19 protein-coding genes and 1 pseudogene are annotated in these 24,150 nt (G+C 70.5%); 7 read left to right on the top strand and 13 right to left on the bottom strand.

The window, feature by feature from the left end:
* Position 1 precedes the first annotated feature (1 nt).
* From iolG to AK36_RS22505, 4 genes are all read right to left on the bottom strand, one after another.
* The gene (iolG, locus tag AK36_RS22490; protein ID WP_045579224.1) at positions 2–1,015 is read right to left on the bottom strand and encodes a bifunctional inositol 2-dehydrogenase/D-chiro-inositol 1-dehydrogenase; all 1,014 of its coding nucleotides are present in this window, start codon (positions 1,013–1,015) and stop codon (positions 2–4) included.
* Between the two features lie 128 nt (positions 1,016–1,143).
* On the bottom strand, positions 1,144–2,169 hold the full coding sequence (locus tag AK36_RS22495) for an ABC transporter permease (protein ID WP_014722872.1): 1,026 nt from the start codon (positions 2,167–2,169) through the stop codon (positions 1,144–1,146).
* A gap of 27 nt (positions 2,170–2,196) precedes the next feature.
* The gene (locus tag AK36_RS22500) at positions 2,197–3,771 is read right to left on the bottom strand and encodes a sugar ABC transporter ATP-binding protein (protein ID WP_045579225.1); all 1,575 of its coding nucleotides are present in this window, start codon (positions 3,769–3,771) and stop codon (positions 2,197–2,199) included.
* A gap of 68 nt (positions 3,772–3,839) precedes the next feature.
* Positions 3,840–4,766 (bottom strand): sugar ABC transporter substrate-binding protein, encoded by a 927-nt coding sequence (locus AK36_RS22505; RefSeq protein WP_045579226.1) that lies wholly within the window; start codon positions 4,764–4,766, stop codon positions 3,840–3,842.
* 315 nt (positions 4,767–5,081) lie between these two features.
* On the opposite strand from AK36_RS22505, the gene AK36_RS22510 reads away from it, so the two are divergent.
* The 5 genes from AK36_RS22510 (at position 5,082) to AK36_RS34385 (ending at position 11,167) form a co-directional block, all read left to right on the top strand.
* A complete protein-coding gene (locus AK36_RS22510; RefSeq protein ID WP_045579227.1) occupies positions 5,082–7,037 on the top strand; it encodes a bifunctional 5-dehydro-2-deoxygluconokinase/5-dehydro-2-deoxyphosphogluconate aldolase in 1,956 nt (651 codons plus the stop codon).
* An 88-nt stretch (positions 7,038–7,125) separates the two neighbouring features.
* Positions 7,126–9,009, top strand: a complete 1,884-nt coding sequence (gene iolD, locus AK36_RS22515) for a 3D-(3,5/4)-trihydroxycyclohexane-1,2-dione acylhydrolase (decyclizing) (RefSeq protein ID WP_034193306.1) — start codon at positions 7,126–7,128, stop codon at positions 9,007–9,009.
* Between the two features lie 60 nt (positions 9,010–9,069).
* On the top strand, positions 9,070–9,999 hold the full coding sequence (gene iolE, locus AK36_RS22520; RefSeq protein WP_034193305.1) for a myo-inosose-2 dehydratase: 930 nt from the start codon (positions 9,070–9,072) through the stop codon (positions 9,997–9,999).
* 45 nt (positions 10,000–10,044) lie between these two features.
* Positions 10,045–10,863, top strand: coding sequence for a 5-deoxy-glucuronate isomerase (gene iolB, locus AK36_RS22525; RefSeq protein ID WP_014722868.1), 819 nt, complete (start codon positions 10,045–10,047; stop codon positions 10,861–10,863).
* A 115-nt stretch (positions 10,864–10,978) separates the two neighbouring features.
* A complete protein-coding gene (locus AK36_RS34385) occupies positions 10,979–11,167 on the top strand; it encodes a hypothetical protein (RefSeq protein ID WP_224383378.1) in 189 nt (62 codons plus the stop codon).
* 47 nt (positions 11,168–11,214) lie between these two features.
* Here the strand turns inward: AK36_RS34385 and AK36_RS22535 are convergent, their stop codons facing one another.
* The 8 genes and pseudogenes from AK36_RS22535 to AK36_RS22570 all read right to left on the bottom strand — a co-directional run bounded on the left by AK36_RS22535 (position 11,215) and on the right by AK36_RS22570 (position 18,531).
* Positions 11,215–11,961 (bottom strand): glucose 1-dehydrogenase, encoded by a 747-nt coding sequence (locus tag AK36_RS22535; protein ID WP_045579229.1) that lies wholly within the window; start codon positions 11,959–11,961, stop codon positions 11,215–11,217.
* Positions 11,962–12,223: 262 nt separating this feature from the next.
* On the bottom strand, positions 12,224–12,928 hold the full coding sequence (locus tag AK36_RS22540; protein WP_045579230.1) for an ABC transporter ATP-binding protein: 705 nt from the start codon (positions 12,926–12,928) through the stop codon (positions 12,224–12,226).
* Positions 12,925–13,674: an ABC transporter ATP-binding protein gene (locus tag AK36_RS22545; protein ID WP_011884438.1), complete on the bottom strand. Its 750-nt coding sequence runs from the start codon at positions 13,672–13,674 to the stop codon at positions 12,925–12,927. Before AK36_RS22545 ends, AK36_RS22540 begins: the two co-directional genes overlap by 4 nt.
* Positions 13,675–13,775: 101 nt before the next feature.
* A pseudogene (locus AK36_RS22550) lies at positions 13,776–14,996 on the bottom strand (branched-chain amino acid ABC transporter permease); the annotation flags it as partial.
* Positions 14,989–15,927 (bottom strand): branched-chain amino acid ABC transporter permease, encoded by a 939-nt coding sequence (locus tag AK36_RS22555; protein WP_045579490.1) that lies wholly within the window; start codon positions 15,925–15,927, stop codon positions 14,989–14,991. The gene AK36_RS22555 and the pseudogene AK36_RS22550, both read right to left, overlap by 8 nt.
* A 19-nt stretch (positions 15,928–15,946) precedes the next feature.
* Positions 15,947–16,384 carry an acyl-CoA thioesterase gene (locus AK36_RS22560; protein WP_011884432.1) on the bottom strand — a complete coding sequence of 146 codons (438 nt, stop codon included), beginning with the start codon at positions 16,382–16,384 and terminating at the stop codon, positions 15,947–15,949.
* Between the two features lie 97 nt (positions 16,385–16,481).
* The gene (locus AK36_RS22565) at positions 16,482–17,018 is read right to left on the bottom strand and encodes an NUDIX domain-containing protein (RefSeq protein ID WP_011884430.1); all 537 of its coding nucleotides are present in this window, start codon (positions 17,016–17,018) and stop codon (positions 16,482–16,484) included.
* A 127-nt stretch (positions 17,019–17,145) separates the two neighbouring features.
* Positions 17,146–18,531 (bottom strand): YbfB/YjiJ family MFS transporter, encoded by a 1,386-nt coding sequence (locus AK36_RS22570; RefSeq protein WP_045579231.1) that lies wholly within the window; start codon positions 18,529–18,531, stop codon positions 17,146–17,148.
* A 104-nt stretch (positions 18,532–18,635) separates the two neighbouring features.
* On the opposite strand from AK36_RS22570, the gene AK36_RS22575 reads away from it, so the two are divergent.
* The gene (locus AK36_RS22575) at positions 18,636–19,550 is read left to right on the top strand and encodes a LysR family transcriptional regulator (RefSeq protein ID WP_011884425.1); all 915 of its coding nucleotides are present in this window, start codon (positions 18,636–18,638) and stop codon (positions 19,548–19,550) included.
* A gap of 396 nt (positions 19,551–19,946) precedes the next feature.
* Here AK36_RS22575 and alaS read toward each other — a convergent pair whose 3' ends face one another.
* Positions 19,947–22,571: an alanine--tRNA ligase gene (gene alaS / locus AK36_RS22580; RefSeq protein WP_045579232.1), complete on the bottom strand. Its 2,625-nt coding sequence runs from the start codon at positions 22,569–22,571 to the stop codon at positions 19,947–19,949.
* 237 nt (positions 22,572–22,808) lie between these two features.
* Here alaS and AK36_RS22585 point away from each other — a divergent pair, with 237 nt between their 5' ends.
* On the top strand, positions 22,809–24,029 hold the full coding sequence (locus tag AK36_RS22585; RefSeq protein ID WP_045579233.1) for a CaiB/BaiF CoA transferase family protein: 1,221 nt from the start codon (positions 22,809–22,811) through the stop codon (positions 24,027–24,029).
* Positions 24,030–24,150 lie beyond the last annotated feature (121 nt).

Consider the following 24,150-nt stretch of genomic DNA (forward strand, 5'->3'; position numbering starts at 1 on the left):
CTCAGCCGCGATAAAACGCCGGCCGCTCGGCCATCGCGATCGGCTCGACCGCCGCGCTGCGTTGCGCGCGCACGCACGCATCGGCCGCGACCGCGGCCGCGTAGCCGTCCCACGCGGACGGCCCCGTGAGCGCGCCTGCGCGCACGCCGTCGATGAACGCCTGCAGCTCGACGTCGTATGACGCGATGAAGCGCTCCTTCCAGTCGGTCATGATCTCGACCGACTGCCGCGCCGCATGCTTGAGCCCGACGGCCGGCGGATCGGGCAGCTTCGCGATGCCGTTTTCGCCGACCACCTCGCACTGGATGTCGTAGCCGTACTGGCAGTTCACGAAGATCTCGACGTCGATGCGCACGCCGCTCACGGTTTCGAGCAGCACGATCTGCGGATCGGCGAGATGCGCGCTCGCGTGACGCGTCTTCTTCGGGTAGACGACCTGCGCGCTCGCGTAGTCCTCGCCGAGCAGCCAGCGCAGCACGTCGAGTTCGTGGATCAGCGTGTCGGTGATCGCCATGTCGGTGGTATAGCGCTCGCCGACCGACTGGTTGCGATGCGCGCAATGCAGCATCAGCGGCGCGCCGATCTCGCCGCTGTCGATCACGCGCTTGAGCGCGCGATAGCCTTCGTCGTAAGGCCGCATGAAGCCGACCTGCACGAGCCGCTTGCCGTGCGCGACTTCGGCTTCGACGATGCGCATGCAGCCGTCGGCCGTCACCGCGAGCGGCTTCTCGCAGAACACCGGCTTGCCGTGCGCGATCGCGTCGAGCACGAACGCCTCGTGCGTCGGCCCCCACGACGTGACGAGCACCGCCTGCACGTCCGCGGCCGCGACGACGTCGTGACCGTCGCCGTAGATCTCCGCGTCGAGCCCGTACTTCGTCACGGCGTCGCGCGCCTGTTGCGGGTCGATGTCGTTGACGGCCACCACGCGCGCGCCGGACAGCGTGCGCGTGAGCCGGCGAATATGGTCCTGGCCGATCGCGCCGCAGCCGATCACGCCGATTTGCAAGGTCATCCTGTTATCTCCGGTCTATCGTTGTTCAACGGCGCGGCCCGTGCCGCGCCGGTTCGATCGTCGATCTGCGCGCCGCGCCGAAGCCGTTGCGCAGCGCGGCGCACGCATGCGGCCTCGCATGCCACCGTTCAGCGGCGCGACTTCTTGTTGCGATACTGGTCGGCGATCACGGCCGCGACGATGATCGCGCCCTTCACCATCTCCTGGTAGTACGCGTCGATGCGGATGAACGTGAAGCCCGACGTCATCACGCCGAGGATCAGCACGCCGATCACGGTGCCCGTCACGCGGCCGAGGCCGCCCGACAGCGACGTGCCGCCGATCACGACGGCCGCGATCGCGTCCAGCTCGTACATCACGCCCATGCCCGACTGCCCGGAGATCGCCCGCGCGGCCGTCACCGTGCCGGCGATGCCGCTCAGCAGCCCCGCGATCGCATAGACGAACACCAGATGGCGCGTCACGTTGATGCCCGACACGACGGCCGCGTGGCGGTTCGCGCCGATCGCATACGTGTACTTGCCGAAGCGCGTGTAGCGCAGCACGACGTGGAAGATCGCGGCCACCACGACGAAGATGATCACCGGGTTCGCGCCCGCGCCGATCGCCGCGAACTGGTCGGTCAGCATCGACACCGGCATCCCGTTGGTGAACCACTTCGCGAAGCCGCGCGCGGCGACCATCGTGCCGAGCGTCGCGATGAACGGCGGGATGCCGGTCAGCGCGATCAGCGAGCCGTTCAGCAGGCCGACCAGCAGCCCCACGCACACGCCGGCGAGCACCGGCCAGATGATCGGCAGGTCGGTGAGGTGCGGGAACACGGCGCGCGGAAAGTCCGACACCTGCGCGAGGCTCGCCGACACGACGGCCGCCGCGGCGACCACCGAGCCCGACGACAGGTCGATCCCGCTCGTGATGATCACGAGGTTCACGCCGACCGCGATGATGCCGATCACGGCCATCTGCAGCACGATGATCTCGAGCCGCTCGGCGTTGAACAGGAAGCTCTGGCCGACGACGAGCCAGCCGATCACCTCGAAGAACAGGCTGATGCCCACCAGCACCAGGAAGATGCTCAGCTCGGGCGGCCACTTCGCGTGCCGCGTCTTGATCGTCATGGACTGCGCGTCCGCGACCGGATTCAGGTTGCCCATCTGTTTGTCTCCATGCTTGGTTGCAGGTCAGCGCGACGCGAGGTCCATGATGCGGACCTGGTCGGCGTCCTTGCGTTCGACGATGCCGGTCATCCGGCCTTCGTGCATCACCATCACGCGATCGCTCATGCCGAGCACCTCCGGCATTTCCGACGAGATCATCAGCACCGCGACGCCCTTCGCGGCGAGCGCGCTGACGAGCCGGTGAATCTCGGCCTTCGCGCCGACGTCGATGCCGCGCGTCGGCTCGTCGAGGATCAGGATGCGCGGCTGCGTCAACAGCCAGCGGCCGATCAGCACCTTCTGCTGGTTGCCGCCCGACAGGTTCTGGATCTCCTCGTGCAGCCCCGGCGCCTTCACGCGCAGCATCCGGCTCATTTCCTCGCAGTCGCGCCGCAGTTGCGCCTGCTGCACGAAATTGAATTTCACGTAGCGGTTGCTGAGCACCGCCGCCTCCATGTTCGCGAGCAGGTCGAGATTGAGGAAGCAGCCGCTGTCCTTGCGATCCTCGGTGAGGAACGCCATGCCGTGCTTCATCGCCTGCGCGGGCGTCGCGATGCGCGCCGGCTTGCCGTCGATCAGGATTTCGCCGGAGGTCGCCGGCACGACGCCGAACAGCGCCTCGGCGACGTTCGAGCGGCCCGAGCCGACGAGCCCCGCGACGCCGAGAATCTCGCCCGCGCGCAGCTCGAAGCTGACGTCGCGGAACACGCCGTCGACGCCGAGGTTCTTCACCGCGAGCACGACGCCGCCGATCGGCACCGTCTCCTTCGGAAACATCTGCGTGATCTCGCGGCCGACCATCATCCTGATGATGTCGTCGCGCGTGACGTCGCTCGACGCGTGCGTGCCGATGTAGCGGCCGTCGCGGAACACCGAGAACTCGTCGGCGATCTCGAACAGCTCGTTCATCTTGTGCGTGATGTAGACGATGCCCTTGCCCTGCTCGCGCAGCTGCCGAATGATCCGGAACAGGTGTGTGACCTCCTTGTCGGTCAGCGCGGAGGTCGGCTCGTCCATGATCAGCACGTCCGAGTCGAACGATACGGCCTTCGCGATCTCCACCATCTGGCGGCTCGCGACGCTCAGCGTGCGCACGTCGGCTTCCGGGTCGATGTCGATCGACAGCCGCTCGAACAGCGCGGCCGTGCGGCGGCGCAGCTCCGCGTGATCGATCAGGCCGAAGCGGTTCTTCGGTTCACGGCGGATCCAGATGTTCTCCGCGACCGTCATGTACGGCATCAGGTTCAGTTCCTGATGGATCATCGCGATGCCGCGCTCGAGCGCGTCGAGCGGGCCGTTCAGCACGACCGGCTCGCCGTCGATCAGGATCTCGCCGCGGTCGGGCGTGTAGACGCCGGCGATGATCTTCATCAGCGTCGACTTGCCCGCGCCGTTCTCGCCCATCAGCGCATGCACGGTGCCGCGCCGCACGCGGAACTGCACGCCGTCGAGCGCGACGACGCCGGGAAAGGACTTGCCGACGCCGCGCACTTCGAGCAGGCAGTCGGACGCGGCCGCAACGGGCCCGGCCGATGCGGGCGACGACGCGGCCGGCGCGCTTTCGCTGGCCATCGAGCGCGCCATCCTGGCAGTAAACATGGACGTTCCTCGCAAGTCGCACGCGCGCCCGGACCGGCCGGGCACGCGCAATTCAGCGGAAAAACCGGTCAGTGCTTCGCGTACTGGCTCATGTTGTCGGGGGTGACCAGCTCGAACGGCACGTTCACGAAGCGCTCGACCGGCTGCTTCTTCGCGAGCTTGAGCGCGGCGGCCACCGCCTGCGCGCCCTGCCCGGCCGCGTTCTGGTACACCGACACCTTCAAGTCGCCGCTCTTCATCGCGGCGAGCCCGTCGGGCGTCGCGTCGATGCCCGCGACGACCGTCTTCGGCGTCAGCTTGCGCGCGGCCTTCAGCGCGTTGATCGCGCCGATCGCCATCTCGTCGTTGTTCGACACGATCGCATCGAACTTCGCGCCGGAGCTCAGCCAGTTCATCGTGATGTCCTGGCCCTGCGTGCGGCTCCACTTGCCTTCGCGCTTGTCGACGATCTTCATGCCGGCGCATTCCTTCGTCGCGATCACGTCCTCGATGTCCTTGGTGCGCGCGCGCGCCGACTCGTTGGACAGCTCGCCCATCAGCACCAGGATGTCGCCCTTGCCGCCGAGCAGCTTGCACACCTGGCGCGCCTGCAGCGTGCCCGACTGCTTCTCGTCGGACGCGACCACCGCGACGCCGGCCGGCAGCTTGTCGAAGTCGACCGGCTTGCGGTTCACGTAGACGAGCGGGATCTTCGCGGCCGTCACCATCTTGGTGATCTTCGGCGTCGCGTCGGTGTCGACCGCGTTCACGATGATCGCGTCGACCTTCTGCGCGATCATGTTCTGCACCTGACTCAACTGCTTGCCGACGTCGTTGCCGCCGTCCTCGATCTGCACCGTCGCGCCGTCCTTCTTCGCCGCGTCGCTGATACTGTTGCGCAGGATCGTCAGGAACGTGTCGTCGAACGATGCCATCGTCACGCCGATCTTCTCGGCATGCGCGAGCGGCATCGCCAGGATCGCGGCGGCCGCGGCGGCCATCAGCTTGGTCTTCATGATCACTCTGTCTCCTCATCTCCGGGGGCGGAAGACGGCGCGTTGCGCGCCGCCGGGCCGAGTCCGATCTGGTCCGATCGGGACTGAAGCATCCGGATGAAACTGTAGATCACTTCGTCGCGAATTTGGAAATTTATTTCTACGTGATTTCACCTAGGGAACAGGATTTCCAAAAAGTCTAGACTCCGTTCCGTAGCCCGATTCGTTGCGGCAGGCGCGTTCGCGCCGGGCCGTGCAGGCGGCCGAGCATCGTCGCCCGATCGATCCCCCAACAGCCGGCCGCGTCGCGCGCCGGCCGCGAGCGTGATACGTGATATGAGCCCGTTGAACTTTCCGACTGACCGCCCCATCGATCTCGCCTGCCTCGGCCGCGTGGCCGTGGACCTCTACGCGCAGCAGTACGGCAGCCGCCTCGAGGACGCGCGCAGCTTCCAGATGTACCTCGGCGGCTCGTCGGGCAACGTCGCGTTCGGCGTCGCCCGCCTCGGGCTGAAGACCGCGATGATCTCGCGCGTCGGCGACGAGCAGATGGGCCGCTTCGTGCGCGAGACGCTCGAGCGCGAAGGCTGCGACACGAGCCAGCTGCAGACCGATCCGGAGCGCCTCACCGCGCTGGTGCTGCTCGGCCTGAAGGATCGCGACACGTTCCCGCTGCTGTTCGTGCGCGAGAACTGCGCGGACATGGCCGTGCGCGCCGACGAGATCGACGAGGGCTTCATCGCCCGCTGCCGCGCGCTCGCGATCACCGGCACGCATCTGTCGACGCCGGCGACCCGCGAGGCGTCGCTGACCGCGCTCGGCTACGCGCGCCGCCACGGCGTCGTGCGGATTCTCGACATCGACTATCGGCCGGTGCTGTGGGGGCTGACCGCGCGCGGCGCGGGCGAGAACCGCTACGTGCCCGACGCGCAGGTCACGCGGCAGTTGCAGCAGGTGCTCGGCGAATTCGATCTGCTGGTCGGCACCGAAGAGGAATTCCTGATCGCGGGCGGCGCGCCGGGCGACCTGATCGCGTCGCTCGAGGCCGTGCGGCGCGCGAGCGGCGCGGTGCTGGTGGTCAAGCGCGGCGCGCTCGGCTGCTGCGTGATCGACGGCGACGTTCCCGCGCGGATCGACGATGCGCCGACCTTCCACGGCGAGCGCGTCGAGGTGCTGAACGTGCTCGGCGCGGGCGATGCGTTCCTGTCCGGCTTGCTGTCCGGGCTGCTGCGCGGCCGCGACTGGGCGGAAGCCACGCGCATCGCGAACGCGTGCGGCGCGATCGTGGTGTCGCGCCACGCGTGCTCCGCCGCGATGCCGACGCCGGCCGAACTCGCGCACTGGTTCGGCGGCAGCCGCAATCCGCAGGTGGACGCCGATCGCACGCTCGCGCATCTGCATCGCGTGACGGTGCCGCGTCGCGACTGGGACGACCTGTGCGTGATGGCGTTCGACCATCGCAGCCAGTTCTACGAGCTGGCCGTGCAGGCCGGCGCGGACGAGGCGCGGATCAAGACGCTCAAGCGCCTGCTGGTACGCGCGGCCGAGCAGGTCGAGCGCGAGCGCCACATCGAAGGCCACGTCGGCGTGCTGATCGACGGCGGCGCATACGGGCGCGATGCGCTCGCGGCGGCCACCGGCCGCGGCTGGTGGGTCGGCCGCCCGGTCGAGCTGCCGGGCTCGCGCCCGCTGTGCTTCGACGACACGCGCTCGGTCGGCTCGACGCTCACGCACTGGCCGACCGAACAGGTCGTCAAGTGCCTCGTCCACTATCACCCCGACGACGACGTCGACCTGCGCGTCGCGCAGGAGCAGCGCGTGCTCGAGCTGTGGGAAGCCACGCGCGCGAGCGGCAACGAGCTGCTGCTCGAGATCATTCCGCCGCGTGCGGTAACGCCGCCCGGCACCGAGGACGACGCCGTGCTGCGCACCGTCGCGCGCTTCTACAACCTCGGCGTGATGCCCGAATGGTGGAAGCTCGCGCCGATGAGCGCCGACGGCTGGGCGCGGCTCGAATCGCTCGTCGCCGAGCGCGACCGCTATTGCCGCGGCGCGGTGATCCTCGGGCTGAACCAGCCGCTGCAGTATCTGGTCGACAGCTTCCGCTCGGCGACCAACCCGATCGTCAAGGGCTTCATGGTCGGGCGTTCGCTGTGGGTCGACGCATCGCTGGCGTGGCTCGCCGGCCGCATCGACGACCGCGCGCTGATCGACGCAGTCGCCGCCAATTTCGCGCAGCTCGTCGACGCGTGGCTCGGCCGCCGCGACCCCGCGCGCGCCGCCGCAGCGTGAGCGCACCGGCCGTGCGCGCGATCCCTGCACCGAGTTCAGCGACTTCACCGACTTTGCCGACTTCACCGACTCTTCCGATCGACAGACGATGACCACCACCGTGAGACTGACCGTCAGCCAGGCGCTCGTGCGCTACCTGGCCGCCCTGCAAGCCGAAGTCGTCCAGCCGGACGGCCGCACCGACGTCCTGCCGTACTGCGGCGGCGTGTTCGCGATCTTCGGGCACGGCAACGTGGCCGGGCTCGGCGAAGCGCTGCATGCCGAGAAGGACCGCCTGCCCACGCTGCGCGCGCACAACGAGCAAGGAATGGCGAACGCGGCCGTCGCGTTCGCGAAAGCGAACTTCCGGCAGCGGATGATGGCCGCGACGTCGAGCATCGGCCCCGGCGCGACCAACATGCTGACGTCGGCGGCGCTCGCGCACGTCGGCCGCCTGCCGCTGCTGCTGCTGCCCGGCGACGTGTTCGTGTCGCGGCTGCCCGACCCGGTGCTGCAGCAGGTCGAGGACTTCGAACAGGGCGACGTCAGCGCGAACGACTGCTTCCGGCCGGTCACGCGCTACTTCGACCGCATCACGTCGCCGGAGCAATTGCTCGTCGCGCTGCCGCGCGCGATCCAGGTGATGACCGACCCCGCGCAGTGCGGCCCCGTGTGCCTCGCGTTGCCGCAGGACGTGCAGACCTTCGCCTACGACTGGCCCGCAGATTTCTTCGCGCCGCCGCTGATCCGGATGCGCCGGCCGCCGGCCGACGCGCTCGAGCTCGCCGATGCGCTCGACGTGCTGAAGGCTGCGCAAAGGCCGCTGATCGTCGCCGGCGGCGGCGTGCTGTACAGCCAGGCATGGGACGCGCTGCGCACGTTCGCCGAGACGCACGGCGTGCCGGTCGCCGAATCGCAGGCCGGCAAGGGCAGCCTCGCGTGGGACCATCCGCTGAATCTCGGCGCGATCGGCGTGACGGGCTCGCCCGCCGCCAATCGCGCGGCCGCGCAGGCCGACGTGGTGTTCGCGGTCGGCACGCGTCTGCAGGACTTCACCACCGGCTCGCATGCACTGTTCGGCGACGCGACGCTGCTGAGCCTGAACGTGCAGCCGTTCGACGCGGGCAAGAAACGCGGCCGGCAGCTGATCGCCGATGCGCGCACGGGCCTCGGCCAGGTGTCGGCGGCGCTCGCGGGCTGGCGCGCCGACGCGGGCTGGACCGCCACGAACCGCGACCACGCGGCCGCGTGGAACGCGCGCGTGACCGAGCTGACCACGCACGTGCCGCAGGACACGCTGCCGTACGACGCGGAGGTGATCGGCGCGGTGCGCGATTCGGCGGCGGACGCCGGACGCGACAGCGCGCGCGACGATCTGGTCGTGTGCGCGGCCGGCACGCTGCCGGCCGAGCTGCACAAGCTGTGGCGCAGCGGCGTGCCGGGCAACTATCACATGGACTACGCGTACTCGTGCATGGGCTACGAAATCGCCGGCGGCCTCGGCGCGAAGCTCGCGCGGCCCGAGCGCGAAGTGATCGTGATCGTCGGCGACGGCTCGTACATGATGCTCAACGCGGAACTCGCGACGTCGGTGATGCTAGGCCGCAAGATCATCGTCGTGATCCTCGACAACCGCGGCTACGGCTGCATCGAGCGGCTGCAGCTGAGCTGCGGCGGCGCGAGCTTCAACAACATGCTCGACGACTGCGTGCCGGAAGGCGGCGCGCGCTCGACGATCGACTTCGCGATGCATGCGCGTGCGATGGGCGCCGAAGCCGTGCACGTGCGCGACGTGGCCGAGCTGCGCCGCGAACTGACGCGGGCGCGCGCGGCGAGGACGAGCCAGGTGCTGGTGATCGACACGACGCACGCGCGCACGACCGCCGACGGCGGCGCATGGTGGGAAGTCGCGGTGCCGCAGGTGTCCGCCCGCGACGGCGTCGAACGCGCGCACCGTACGTATCTCGACGCGAAAACCCGGCAGCGGCGCTGACGTCGCCTCGCCTGCAACGGTGAAACCCCTGTTCGACCTTCTAACCCAGGAACGCACGTGATGAGCTGGAACGTTCGCATCGGTATCAATCCCCTGTCGTGGATGAACGACGACCTGCCGTCGCTCGGCGGCGAGACGCCGCTGGAGACGGCGCTGAAGGAAGGCGCCGAGATCGGCTATGCGGGCTTCGAGCTCGGCAACAAGTTTCCGAAGACCGGCCCCGAGCTGAAAGCGAAGCTCGCGGAATTCGGCCTCGTGTGCGTGTCGGGCTGGTATTCCGGATTCCTCGCGGAAGTCGCGCCGGGCATGACCGATGCCGATGCCGTCGCCGCCGAGATCGAGCGCTGCCGCGCGCACCTGACGAAGCTGCAGCACAACGACGTGAAGGTGGTCGTCTACGGCGAATGCGCGGGCACGATCCAGGGCAGCATCGACACGCCGGTCGCGAAGCGGCCACGCTTCGTCGACGACGAAGCGTGGCAGCGCTATGCGGCCCGGCTCGACGCGTTCGGCGCGCACCTGCTCGACACCTACGGCATCAAGCTCGCGTACCACCACCATATGGGCGCGTACGTCGAATCGCCGGCCGACGTCGACCGGCTGATGGCGCTGACCGATCCCGCCAAGGTGTTCCTGCTGTTCGACACCGGCCACGCGTACTTCGGCGGCGCGGCAGATCCCGTCGCGCTGCTGAAGAAGCACGTCGCGCGCGTCGTGCACGTGCACTGCAAGGACGTGCGGCCGCAGGTCGTCACGCAGGCGCGCAACGGCGGCTGGAGCTTCCTGAACGGGGTGATCAACGGCACCTTCACGGTGCCGGGCGACGGCGCGCTCGATTACGAGGCGACGCTGCGCACGCTGCGGGACGCCGGCTACGAAGGCTGGCTGGTGGTCGAGGCCGAGCAGGATCCGGCCGTCGCGCCGAGCTATCAGTATGCGAAGAAGGGTTACGACACGCTGCGCGCGATCGTCGAACGGCTGAGCGCCTGAGCGCTCCCGTACGACGCGCACCGTCATCTGAACGAGGACCACTCCATGACGATTTCTCCCCTGCTGGTCAAGGCGTCGCCCGAGCGCGAAATCTGCAACGTGACGCCGGAGTCGGCCGGCTGGCAGCACGTCGGCTTTCGCGCGCTGCGCCTGCGCGCCGGCGACACCGAAACGCTCGACACCGGCGCGCGCGAGCTGTGCGTCGTCGTGCTGACCGGCACGGTGCGCGCCGAGGTCGACGGCCACACGTACGACGCGCTCGGCAAGCGCGACAGCGTGTTCGACGACGTGTCGCCGGACGCGCTGTACGTGCCCGGCGGCAAGACCGTCACGCTGGTCGCGACGCGCGACGCGGAAGTCGCGCTGTGCACCGCGCCGTGCGTGAGCGGCGACAAGCAGGTACAGCGGCTCGACGGCGAACGGATGCGCCGCGCGGTGCGCGGGCAAGGCACCAACACGCGCTACGTGTGCGACATCCTGATGGGCGACAACCCGGCGGCGGACCGCCTGCTCGTCGTCGAGGTGGTCACGCCCGCGAGCCATTCGAGCAGCTACCCGCCGCACAAGCACGATCGCGACGCGGCGCCCGACGAGACCTCGCTCGAGGAAACCTATTACCACCGGATCGATCCGCCGCAAGGCTTCGCGTTCCAGCGCGTGTACACCGACGATCGCAGCCTCGACGAGGCCTGCGTGGTGGAGAACCACGACGTGGTGATGGTGCCGCGCGGCTATCACCCGGTGGTCGCGCCGCACGGCTACAACCTGTACTACCTGAACGTGATGGCCGGCCCGAGCCGCGCATGGGCGTTCAAGAACGATCCCGCGCACGAGTGGATGCTCGATGCGGCGCCGAAGCGCTGACGTGCGGAAACGTCCGAGCAGTGAATGGAACGCGGGCTGGGCGGCCCGTGACGATGGGACGCCCGGCATGCGCATGCGCATGAGCCTGCGCAGCCGGCAATGCTACGGAGCCGTCATGGCGACGCCCCGCTTTCGCCTCGCATCGCACACGTTCGACGACGATGCGTCGAGCCCGGCGCTGTCGAACTTCAATGCGGCCGTCGCGCGTCGAATCGGCGAACTCGCGCGTCGTCGAATGTTTGCGGCGGCACGTCGGCGCGACCGCGCTGGCGATGCGCGCATCACGGTGCGCGTCGACGCATAACGGCGCGAACGGCGCACGCGCACCGTTCGCGCGATCCCGCGCGCCGGTCAGTTCAACCCGCCGCTCACCACCACGTGCTCGCCGGTCATCCAGCGCGCATCGTCCGACGCGAGGAACACGGCGACCGAGGCGATGTCGTTCGGCTCGCCGAGGCGGCCGAGCGGCGTCTGGCTGAGCACCTGTGCTTCGAGATCGGAACCGGTGATGCCCGCGGCATGCGTGCCCTCGGTCACGATCATCCCCGGGTTGATCGCGTTCACGCGGATCTTGCGCGCGCCGAGTTCGAGCGCGAGCACGCCGGTGATCGCGTCGACCGCGCCCTTGGTGCCGCTGTACACGGCGCTCGCCGGCGGCGTGATGCTCGTCACGACCGAGCTGATGTTGATGATGCTCGCGCCTTCGCCGAGATGCTTGACGGCCGCCTGCGTCGTCAGCAGCAGGCCGAACACGTTGGTGTCGAACTGCCGGCGATAGTGCTCTTCGGTGATCGCTTCGATCGGCGCGAATTCGTAGACGCCGGAGTTGTTGACCAGCACGTCGAGACGGCCATAGGTCTCGATCGCGGTGTCGACGATGCGCTGCGCATCCGCGCCCTTCGACACGTCGCCGCCGACGGCGACCGCGCGCCCGCCCGCCTCGACGATCGCGCCGACGACCGCGTCGGCGCCGGCCTTGCTGCTCGCGTAGTTGACGACGACCGACGCGCCTTCGGCGGCCAGCGCCTTGGCGATTGCTGCGCCGATGCCCTTGGATGCGCCCGTGACGATTGCGACCTTGCCTGCCAGCTTGCTCATGATTTCGTTCCTCGATCGGAAGACTTCGATGGATGGGTACCGGTTACGCGCGATGCGCTGCACCGTCCTTGCTGGCAATCTTCGCGGTTTGGGCCGCCGCGATAAAGCGGCTCGACGCGAATTGACTGGCGGGGTTTGACGAACAATCGGCGCAACGCGCGTGCGCTCGGTCGGGGCTCGGTCGGGGCTCGGTCGGGGCTCGGTCGGGGCTCGGTCGGGGCTCGGTCGGAGCTCAGTCGGCGCTCGGTGGCCCGGTCGGGCATCAACCGGCGCTCAACCACGCGCTGACGACGTCGCCGCCGAGTTCGGCGAGCGCGCCGTCGTGGACGATCCGTCCGCGCCCCATCACCGCGACGCGCTGCGCGAGCCGCGGCGCGAGCTGCAGCCGCTGCTCGATCAGCAGGATCGCGACGCCGTCGGCCTGCAGCGCGGCGAGGCACGCGCCGACTTCGTCGACGGCGCGCGGCGCGAGCCCTTCGGCCGGCTCGTCGACGATCAGCACGCGCGGCCGGCCGGCGAGCGCGCGCACCAGCGCGAGCACCTGCTGCTCGCCGCCCGACAGCCGGCCGGCCTTCACGTCGGCGCGCGCGCCGAGCAGCGCAAAGCGCTCGAGCAGCGCGTCGAGCGCGGCGCGCCCGGCCGCGCCGCGCATGCCGCGCAAGCCGAGCCGCAGGTTGTCGCGCACGCTGAGCAGCGGAAACACGTCGCGACTTTCGGCCACGTACGCGACGCCCCGCCGCGCGATCTCGAACGGGCGCGCGCCCGCGGATTCGAGGCCGTCGATGCGCACCGAGCCCGCGGTGCGCACGAGCCCCATCACGGCCTTCGCGAGCGTCGAGCGGCCCGAGCCGTTGCGGCCGAGCAGCGCGAGCGTCTCGCCCGCGGCGAGCGTGAGATCGACGCCGTCGAGCACGGGCTGCAGCGCATACCATGCGCGCAGGCTGCGGATGTCGAGCAGCGCGCTCATGCGCCGTCACCGAGATACGCGGCGCGCACGGCGGCATCGGCGCGGATCGCATCGGGCGCGCCGGTCGCGACCACCGCGCCGCGCACGAGCACCGTGATGCGCTCGGCGAAGCCGAACACCGCGTCCATGTCGTGCTCGATCATCAGCACCGTGCGGCCTTGCGTGGTCGCGCGGATCAGCGCGAGCATCCGCGCCGCCTGGTCGCGGCTCATGCCGGCCGTCGGTTCGTCGAGCAGCAGCGTGCGCGCGCCGCTCGCGAGCGCGATGCCGAGATCGAGCGCGCGCTGCTCCGCGTAGCCGAGCTCGCCCGCACGCGTCGCGTGCCACGCATCGAGGCCGACGTCGTGCAGCACGCGCGCGGCCGCGCGATCGACGGACGGCGACTCGCGCAGCCGGTTCCACCAGCGGCGCCGCTCGGCCGGCGCGTGCAGCGCCGCGCAGCGCAGGTTGTCGAACACGCTGAGTTGCGCGAACGCGCTGGTCTGCTGAAAGCTGCGGCCGATGCCGAGCCGGCTCGCGACGACCGGGCCGCGCCCGCGCAACTCGACGCCGTGCAGCACGACGCGCCCGCGGGTCGGCCGCGTCGCGCCGGCGATCACGCCGAACAGCGTCGACTTGCCGGCGCCGTTCGGCCCGATCAGTGCGTGACGCTCGCCGCTCGGCACGCTCAGGTCGATCCCGTCGAGCACGGTCTGCGCGCCGAAGCGCTGGACGATGCCGTGCAGTGCGATCGCATCGCCGTTCATCGGCCGTCCTCGCGCGCATCGCGCGCATCGGGCGCATCGGGCGCATCGGGCGCATCGGGCGCATCCGGCGCATCCGGCGCATCGGGCACATCGGGCACATCGGGCACATCGGGCACATCGTGCGCCCGGCCCGCGAGCCGCGCGCGCCAGCCCCACAGCAGCATGCCGATGCCGGCCGCCGAAGCGGCGACGGCCCAGCCGGCCGGCGCGTCGGCGTCGATCCGCCATACGCCGAACGCGCTACCGCCGCCGTCGTCCTGCGCGAAGCGCCAGGCGTAACCGAGCTCGGCCGCGCAGACGATCGCGATCGCCCAGAACGCGCCCGCGCCGACGCCGCACAGCATGCGCCAGCGCTCGACGGCCGGCGCGCCGCGGCGCCACGCGTGCGCGCAGGCCTGCGCGACGCCCGCGATCCCGCGCGGCGCGGCGACCACGACCGCGACGAACAGCACGCCGAGATACAGCGCCCACGCGCGCGACACGCCGGCGACGACCACGCTGAGCGCGGTCAGCACCACCGCGCCGAGCGCCGGCCCGAAGAACGTGCCGGTGCCGCCGATCACCGCGGCGATCAGCACGGTCGCGGAGCGCGCCATCGACACGCTGTCGGGCGTCGCGATCTCGACGTCGATCAGCGTCAGCGTGCCGGCGACGCCCGCGAAGAACGAGGCGCAGGTGACCATCGCGAGCCGCACGTGGCGCGGCTCGGTGCCGAGCGCGGCGACGCGCGCCGGGTTGTCGCGCACCGCGTTCGCGAGGCGCGCGAGCGGCGTGCGCGTCAGCGCGTACATCGCCAGCGCCGAGCCGATGCACCATGCGGCGATCAGCGCGTATGCGTGCGTCGGCGCGCCGAATTGCCAGCCGCCCCACGGCGTGCCGCCCGCGCGGTCGATCGGCACGCCGCCGACGCCGCCGAACCATGCGGGCACGCTCCACGCGGCCGCCGCGACGCACTCGCCGATACCGAGCGTGATCATCGCGAACACGGTGCCCGCGCGACGCGTCGCGAGCAGGCCGGCGACGCAGCCGAACGCCGCGCCGGCCACGCCGCCGACGAGCGGCAGCAGCGGCAGCGGAGCGCCCACCCGATTGAACCAGTGCGCGGCGGCGAACGCGCCGACGCCGGCGACGGCCGCATGGCCGAACGACAGCAGCCCGGTCGTGCCGAGCTGCAGGTTGTACGACAGCGCGAGCACGACGAGCGCGGCCGTCTGCGCGAGATAGCCGAGTACCGCGCCCTGCGGCCACAGCCATGCCGGCAGCACCGCGCATGCGACGAACAGCGTCCAGCGCAGCGCGCCGTTCGGCATGCGGCTAGCCATCGACACGCTCGCCGAACAGCCCGCGCGGCCGCACGGCCAGCACCGCGACGAGCAGCAGGTACGGGACCAGCGGCGCGAGTTGCGCGAGCGACACGGCCGCGACGCCATCGGGCAGCGCGACGCCGGCCCAGTGCGCGAGATCGCGCAGCGACGTGTCGCTGGACGCCGCGCAGGTCTGCGCGAACCCGACCGCGAGCGACGCGACGAACGCGCCGCCGAGCGAGCCGAGCCCGCCGATCACGACGATCGCGAACACCACCGAGCCGACGGTCTCGGCCAGCGCCGGTTCGATCACCGCGAGCGGCGCGCCGATCACGCCCGCGAGCGCGGCGAGCGCGGTGCCCGCGCCGAACAGGCCGGTCATCACGCGCGGCACGTCGTAGCCGAGCGCCTCGACGGCCGCACGATGGGTGAGCGCGGCGCGCACGACGAGGCCGATGCGCGACGCGCGCAGCAGGACGCCGAGCGCGATCAGCATCGCGGCGGACATCGCCATCATGAACAGCCGGTAGCGCGGCAGCGCGACGCCGAACGCGCTCACCGGCGCGCCGTCGAGCAGCGGCGGCACCGGCGCCGGCAGCGGCGCGAGGCCCCACAGCAGCTTCGCGGCCTCGCCGATCAGATACGCGAGGCCGAAGGTCAGCAGCAGCTCGCTCGTGTGGCCGCCGCGCGCCTGCACGCGGCGCAGCAGCCAGCGTTCGCAGCCGGCGCCGAGCAGCCCGACCGCGAGCGGCGCGAGCACGAGCGCCGGCCAGAAGCCCGCGCGCGCCGCAATGCTGTAGCCCACGTACGCGCCGAGCATGTAGAAGCTCGCATGCGCGAAATTGAGCACGCCCTGCACGCTGAAGATCAGCGTGAGGCCGGCCGACAGCATGAACAGCAGCAAGCCGTAGCTGAGGCCGTTGAATGCCTCGAGCGCGAACGCGTGCAACGCCGTCACCGCGTGCCGGTCAGCGGGCGAGCGGTTCGAGCGCCGCGCGCAGCGCGTCGGGCAGCGGCACCGGGCGGCGTGTCGCGCGATCGACGTACACGTGCACGAAATGCCCCTGCGCGGCCGGCGCCGCCTCTCCGGCCGCGAACAGCCCGATCTCGTAGCGCACGCTCGACGTGCCGAGCTTCGCGACCCGCAAGCCGGCATCGACCGACTGCGGAAACACGAGCGGCGCGAAGTAGTTGCACTGCGTCTCGACCACGAGGCCGATCGTCTGCCCGTGCTCGACGTCGAGCACGCCGGCGCGGATCAGGTATTCGTTCACGACGGTGTCGAAGTAGCTGTAGTAGACGACGTTGTTCACGTGGCCGTAGACGTCGTTGTCCATCCAGCGGGTCGTGATCGGCAGGAAGTGGCGATAGGCGTCGCGCGAACGCGCTTGCGGCTTGTCGGACATGGCGGTGATGGTCAGAGGGAGGATGACGTGGCGACGCTCGCGGGCGGCACGGCGCGATGCGACGCGGCGGAGCATGGACGGGCGGCGGCGCGGCCCGTCACTGGCCTGCCCGCTCGACGAATTCGAAGTCGAGGCCGCGCGCGCGCATCCAGTCGGCCAGCGCGTAGCCGGTGCCGGCGCGCCACGGGCGCAGCAGCGGCGGATCGACGAGCCGGTATTCGAGCAGCTCCGGCGACAGCGCGACGGTGCCCGACGCGCGCACGTGGTACGCGATGATCAGTTCGTTCTTGCGCATGAATTCATAGACGCCGACGAGCGTGACCTGCTCGGCCTTCAGCGCCGTTTCCTCGAACACTTCGCGCGCGATGCCGTCCTCGGGCGTTTCGCCGTTCTCGAGGAAGCCGGTGATCAGCGCGAACATCCCTTCCGGCCAGGCCGCGTTGCGCGCGAGCAGGATCTTGCCGTCGAGCTCGACGATCGCGGCCACGACCGGCAGCGGATTGTTCCAGTGCACGTAGCCGCAGGTGTCGTCGGGGCACGCGCGGCGCACGCGGCCGCCTTCATGGGCGGGATCGGCGCGGTCGGTCAACGGACGCGCGCATTGCGGGCAAAAACGGTAATCGGCGGTGGTCATCGATCGGGAGTTGGGCGGACGCCGGCGCGGCCTGACGGCCGCATCGCGCGCCCGCTCGGCGCGGGAAAGGCTTCATTCTAGCGAGTTTGCCCGCGCCGCAGAGGGTGCGACGGCGAGCGTGCGGCGCTCATGCGCGCGGGCGTGCGCCGCGGGCCGCGAAGCCGGCGGCGCCGGCCAGCAGCGCGCCGGCCGCGACCCACAGCGCCGGCGAAAACGACCCGAACCGCGCGGCGAGCGGCGCCGCGACGAGCGGCCCGAGGATCTGGCCGACGCCGTACGACGCGGTCGCATAGCCCATCAGCCCGGCCGCGCGCTCGCCGTGCAGGCGCCGCGCCTCGCGCATCGCGAACAGCGTGATCGCGGTGAACGGCAGGCCGAGCAGCACGCTGCCGATCGAGAAGCCGGCGGCGTTCGGCCACACGATGCCCGCCGCGATCCCGAGCGCCTGCGTCGTGCAGCCGGCGGCGAGCAGCAGGCGGTTGTCCCAGTGGCCGGGCAGCCGCGCGGCGGCGATCGCGCCGACGATCAGCGCCGCACCGAACATCGGCCAGAACAGGTCGGGCCACGGCGAGCCGGCCGGCAGCGCGGCGCGCGCGATCACCGGCAGGAACGTCGCGGTGATGATGTAGCCGAAGCCCGGCATCCCGTACAGCGCGACGAGCCATGCGGCGTCGGCGCGACGGCGGCGTGCGTCGGGCGGCGCGGTGGGGGCTGGCGCGGTGGGGGCTGGCGCGGTGGGGGCTGGCGCGGTAGGGGCCGGCGCGGCGGTGGCTGGCGCGGTAGGGGCCGGCGCGGCGGTGGCTGGCACTGCGGCAGGCGTCACCGCGGCGGCCGGCGTGTGCGCGGCCGGCACCGCCGACGCGGCTGGGGCTGGGGCTGGGGCTACCGCCGCGGCTGGGGCCACCGGTGCCGGCGCGCGGCCGAAGGTGCGCCAGATCGCCGCCGACAGCAGCGCCGACAGCGCCGCGAACCCCAGCCAGCCCGGCGCCGCGCGGTGGCCGGCAAGTGCCCCGCCGATCAGCCCCGTCAGCACGATGCCGACGCCGGGTCCCGCATAGATCACCCCGCTCCACTCGGGCGCGTGCAGTTCGGCGAGCCGCCGCAAGCCCCATTGCGACACGAACACGAAGGTCCAAGCGCTGACCACGCCGGCGACGAAACGCACCGCGAGCCACGCGGGCAGCAGGTGGCCGACGCCCATCGCGGCGGTCAGCAGCACGGTGGCCGCCAGCCCGAACCGGACCATGCGCGCGGGCGCGACGGGCAGCGCCGCGCAGCTGAGCGCGCCGACGAAATACCCGGCGTAGTTCGCCGACGCGAGCCAGCTGCCGGCCCGCAGGCCGATCGAGCCGTCGGCGAGCATCAGCGGCAGCAGCGGCGTGAACGCGAAGCGCCCGACGCCGAGCGCGACCGCGAGCCCGACCATGCAGGCGAGCGCGGCCGTGCGCGCGCGGCGGTCGGCATCGGCTGACGGGCGGGCACGGGAGGCGGTATGAGCATCGGAACGGGACATGGCGGCGGCGGCCGGAACAGGAATCGGACGAGCTTCATCGTAGCTTGACCGACCCTTCTCGAAAAATGAATAATCGAGAATCCACCTATCTCCCGGAGAGAACCATGGACCTGGCCGCGCTGGCGATTTTCCGCGCCGTCGTGCGCGAGAACGGCGTGACGCGTGCGGCGGCGAAGCTCAATCGCGTGCAGTCGAACGTGACGACGCGCATCAAGCAGCTCGAGGAGGAACTGGGCGCGGCGCTGTTCGTGCGCGACGGCCGCCGGCTCGTGCTGACGCCGGCCGGCCACACGCTGCTGCCGTACGCGGAGCGGCTGCTCGCGCTGGCCGACGAGGCGCGCGACGCGGTGCGCGAAGATACGCCGCGCGGGCGGCTGCGGCTCGGCACGATGGAGAGCACGGCCGCGAGCCGGCTGCCGGCCGTGCTGGCGCGCTACCACCATGCGTGGCCGGCCGTGTCGCTGGAGCTCGTCACCGGCACGAGCGGCTGGCTGATCGACAAGGTGCGCGACTTCGAGATCGACGCCGCGCTGTTCGCGCGGCCACCGGCGCCGGACACGCTGCCAGACACGTTCGAGACGGTGCCGATCTATCGCGAGGACCTCGTGCTGCTGACGCCGCGCGGCCATCCGCCGGTGCGCACGCCGCGCGACGTGATGCTGCCGACGCTGGTCGCGTTCGAGCGCGGCTGCACGTACCGGAAATACGTCGAGCAATGGTATGCGGCGCAGGGAATGAAGCCGGCGCGCGTGCTCGAGCTCGGGTCGTATCATGCGATCGTCGCGTGCGTCGCGGCCGGCGCGGGCGTCGCGGTCGCACCGCGCTCGGTGCTCGAGCTGCAGCCGCATACCGACAACGTCGCGGCCCATACGATCGTCGAATTCGAAGGCATCGACACGCTGCTCGCATGGCGGCACGGGTACGCGTCGGCCGCGCTGGCCGCGCTGCGCGATGCGCTCGCGGAGGGCGCGCGGCGGCCGGTCGATGCGGGGGTCGCGGCGGTGGCTGTGCCGGTCTGAGGCGGGGACGCGGCGGGCGGCCTTCGCAGGCCTAGGCTGGGCTTGGCCGAATCGAATCAAGTCGAGTCGAGCAGAGCCGGCCGGACGGAATCGAATCGAGCCGGCACGAGCCGAACCACCGGACCTGATCGGATTGAGCCGAACCGCGCCGGGGCGAGCCGAACCGAACCGAGCCGAACCGAATCGCGCCGGGCCGAATCGAACCGGGCCTCACCGAGCCCTACCGGGCCTAGCCAAACCCAACCGGCCGCCGCCCAGCCGAACCCCACCTCACCGCCCCCACCCCACCGCAAAAAACAAAGCGACCCGTCCGGCCAACGCCGAACGGGTCGCTTTCCCCAAGACGCGCGACGCGGTCAGCGAGACCGCATCGCGCCGTCGGCAACGATCAAGCGATCAAAGACGCGCTTCGATCCAGCCCTTCACGCCCGCGAGCGCGCCCGGCAGGTTCGCCGGTTCCGTGCCGCCCGCCTGCGCCATGTCGGGGCGGCCGCCGCCCTTGCCGCCGACCTGCTGCGCGACGAAGTTCACGAGCTCGCCGGCCTTGACCTTCTTGCTCGCCTCGGGCGTGACGCCCGCGATCAGGCTGACCTTGCCGCCTTCGACGGCCGCCAGCACGATCGCCGCGCTCTTCAGCTTGCCCTTGAGCTTGTCGACCGTCTCGCGCAGCGTCTTCGCGTCCGCGCCGTCGAGCGTCGCCGCCAGCACGAACACGCCGCCCACTTCGACGGCCTGCTGCGCGAGCTCGTCGCCCTGGCTCGACGCGAGCTTCGACTTCAGCGCGCCGAGCTCCTTCTCGAGCGACTTCACCTGCTCCTGCACCTGCGCGATGCGCTGCGTGAGCTCCGACGGCTGCGCCTTCAGCGCGGCCGCGGCTTCGTTCACGCGCGCATCGAGTTCCTGCACGTAGCGCACCGCGTTGTCGCCGGTGATCGCCTCGACGCGGCGGATGCCGGCCGCGACGCCGCCTTCGACGACGATCTTGAACAGCCCGATGTCGCCGGTGCGCTGCACGTGCGTGCCGCCGCACAGCTCGCGCGAGAAGCCGAGGTCCAGCACGCGCACCTCATCGCCGTACTTCTCGCCGAACAGCGCCATCGCGCCGCCCTTCACCGCTTCGTCGTACGGCATTACGCGCACGATGCCCGGCGCGTTGGCCAGGATTTCGTCGTTGACGATCTGCTCGACGCGACGGATTTCGTCGTCGGTCAGCGGCGCGTTGTGCGCGAAGTCGAAGCGCGTCTTGTCCGCATCGACGAGCGAACCCTTCTGCTGCACGTGCGCGCCGAGCACTTCGCGCAGCGCCTTGTGCATCAGGTGGGTCGCCGAGTGGTTGCGCTGCGTGCGGGCGCGGCGCTGCGCGTCGATTTCGGCGCGCAGCACGTCGCCGACCTTCAGCGTGCCCTGCTCGAGCGTGCCGTGGTGGCCGATCACGTCGGCCTGCACCTTCAGCGTGTCGGCCACCGCGAAGCGCGTCGCGGCGTTCGCGAGCACGCCCTGGTCGCCGACCTGGCCGCCCGATTCCGCGTAGAACGGCGTGTGGTCGAGCACGACGACCGCATCCTGGCCGGCCTTCACTTCGCCGACCGACGACCCTTCGACATACAGCGCGACGACCTTCGCGTCGTCGAACGCGATTTCCTCGTAGCCGTGGAAGGTCGTCTTCGCGCCCGTGTATTCGAGGCCCTGCGTGGCCTTGAACTTGCCGGCCGCGCGCGCCTGCTCGCGCTGACGCGCCATCGCGTCGTCGAACGCCGGCTCGTCGACCGTCATGCCGCGCTCGCGGCACACGTCGGCGGTCAAATCGAGCGGGAAGCCGTAGGTGTCGTGCAGCTTGAACGCGAGTTCGCCGTCGAGCACCTTGCCGCCCTTCGCCTCGACGTCGGCGAGCGCCGCCTCGAGGATCGACATCCCGTGCTCGATCGTTTCGAAGAAGCGCTCCTCTTCCTGGCGCAGCACGTCGGTCACGCGCTGCTCGGCTTCCTTGAGCTCAGGATACGCGGCGCCCATCTCGGCGACCAGATCGGCCACCAGCTTGTGGAAGAACGCGCCCTTGCGGCCGAGCTTGTAGCCGTGGCGGATCGCGCGGCGTACGATCCGGCGCAGCACGTAGCCGCGGCCTTCGTTGCCGGGGATCACGCCGTCGACGATCAGGAATGAGCACGCGCGGATGTGATCGGCGATCACCTTCAGCGAGTTGTTGTTCAGATCGGCGGTCTCGGTCACGCGCGCGGCGGCCTTGATCAGGTTCTGGAACAGGTCGATTTCATAGTTGCTGTGCACGTGCTGCAGCACCGCGGCGAGGCGCTCGAGGCCCATGCCGGTGTCGACCGACTGCTTCGGCAGGCGCGTCATGTTGCCCTGCGCGTCGCGGTTGAACTGCATGAACACGAGGTTCCAGATCTCGATGTAGCGGTCGCCGTCTTCCTCGGGCGATCCCGGCGGGCCGCCCCAGACGTCCGGGCCGTGGTCGTAGAAGATCTCGGTGCACGGGCCGCACGGGCCGGTGTCGCCCATCGTCCAGAAGTTGTCCGACGCGTAACGCGCGCCCTTGTTGTCGCCGATGCGGATGATGCGCTCGGCCGGCACGCCGACTTCCTTCGCCCAGATGTCGTACGCCTCGTCGTCTTCCTGATAGACGGTCACCCACAGCTTGTCCTTCGGCAGCTGGTAGACGGTCGTCAGCAGCTCCCACGCGAAGCGGATCGCGTCGTGCTTGAAGTAGTCGCCGAACGAGAAGTTGCCGAGCATCTCGAAGAACGTGTGGTGGCGCGCCGTGTAGCCGACGTTCTCGAGGTCGTTGTGCTTGCCGCCGGCGCGCACGCTGCGCTGCGCGGTGGTCGCGCGCGTGTACGGGCGCTGATCGGTGCCGAGGAACACGTCCTTGAACTGGACCATGCCCGAGTTGGTGAACATCAGCGTGGGGTCGTTACCGGGCACGAGGCTCGACGAGCGGACGATCGTATGGCCCTTCGATTCGAAGAATTTGAGGAATTTCTCGCGGATTTCGGCAGCTTTCATGGCGTGCGGGGAATGTCTGGCTAAGACGGCTTCAAGCGCCGGCCGTCCTCGCGGACGCACGGCGGGCGAATATCGTAAACGGTCGATTATACGATAGAGACCGGCGGCCGCAGACGGCAGCGGCCCGCCTCGCCGGACGACCGGAATGGGCCACCGGCCGGGACGATTCGCCTTAAGATGCTCGGCATGCCAATCCTTCGCCGGCCGCGGCGAGCCATGACAGGAGACGAATCGACGATGGGTGCCCTGAGCCATATCCGCGTGCTGGACCTCACCCGCGTGCTCGCGGGCCCGTGGTGCGCGCAGACGCTTGCCGACTTCGGTGCGGACGTGATCAAGGTCGAGCGCCCCGGCGCCGGCGACGACACGCGCCACTGGGGGCCGCCGTACCTGAAGGACGCGAACGGCGCCGACACCGCCGAGGCCGCGTACTATCTCGCGGCGAACCGCAACAAGCGCTCGGTGACGGTCGACATCGCGACGCCGGAAGGCCAGCAGATCGTGCGCGAGCTCGCCGCGCAAAGCGACGTCGTGCTGGAGAACTACAAGGTCGGGCAGTTGAAGAAGTACGGGCTCGACTACGAATCGCTGCGCGCGGTGAAGCCCGACCTGGTCTACTGCTCGGTCACCGGCTTCGGCCAGACGGGCCCGTACGCGCATCGCGCGGGCTACGACTTCATCGTGCAGGGGATCGGCGGCTTCATGAGCATCACCGGCGAGCGCGACAGCGAGCCGGGCGGCGGCCCGCAGAAGGCCGGCGTCGCGATCGCCGATCTCGCCACCGGCCTCTATGCGACGATCGCGGTGCTCGCCGCGCTCGCGCACCGCGACCGCACGGGCGAAGGCCAGCACATTGACATGGCGCTGCTCGACGTGCAGGTCGCGCTGCTCGCGAACATGAACACCAACTTCCTCGCGAGCGGCAAGCCGCCGGTGCGCTGGGGCAACGCGCATCCGAACATCGTGCCGTACCAGACGTTCCAGACGAGCGACGGCTGGATCATCGTCGCGGTCGGCAACGACGGGCAGTTCCGCAAGTTCGTCGAGGCCGGCGGCCGGCCGGAGCTCGCGCTCGACGAGCGGTTCGCGACCAACCCGTCGCGCGTGCGCCATCGCGACACGCTGGTGCCGATCCTCGCGGAGATGGTGAAGACGCGCGGCAAGACCGACTGGATCGCCGCGCTCGAAGCGGCCGGCGTGCCGTGCGGGCCGATCAACGAACTCGACGAAGTGTTCGCCAACGAGCAGGTGGTCGCGCGCGGGATGCAGGTGTCGCTGCCGCACCCGTGCGGCGCCGACGTGAAGCTGGTGCGCAATCCGATCCGGATGAGCGCGACGCCGCCCGACGCGCGTACGGCCCCGCCGCTGCTCGGCGCGCAGACCGAAGACGTGCTGCGCGACATGCTCGGCTACGACAACTCGCGCATCGCGGCGTTGCGCGCGAAGCAGGCGATTTGAGTATGTCGCGGACGCGGTGCGGCGCTCGCGGTGTCAGCGGCGCGCGGGAACCGACCGGTGCGTCGCAACGGGTGCCGCATGGCGAGCGCCGGCCAAGCCGGCGCAGCGTGAAGGACAAGGC

This window comes from Burkholderia vietnamiensis LMG 10929 (genome assembly GCF_000959445.1).
Taxonomy (GTDB): domain Bacteria; phylum Pseudomonadota; class Gammaproteobacteria; order Burkholderiales; family Burkholderiaceae; genus Burkholderia; species Burkholderia vietnamiensis.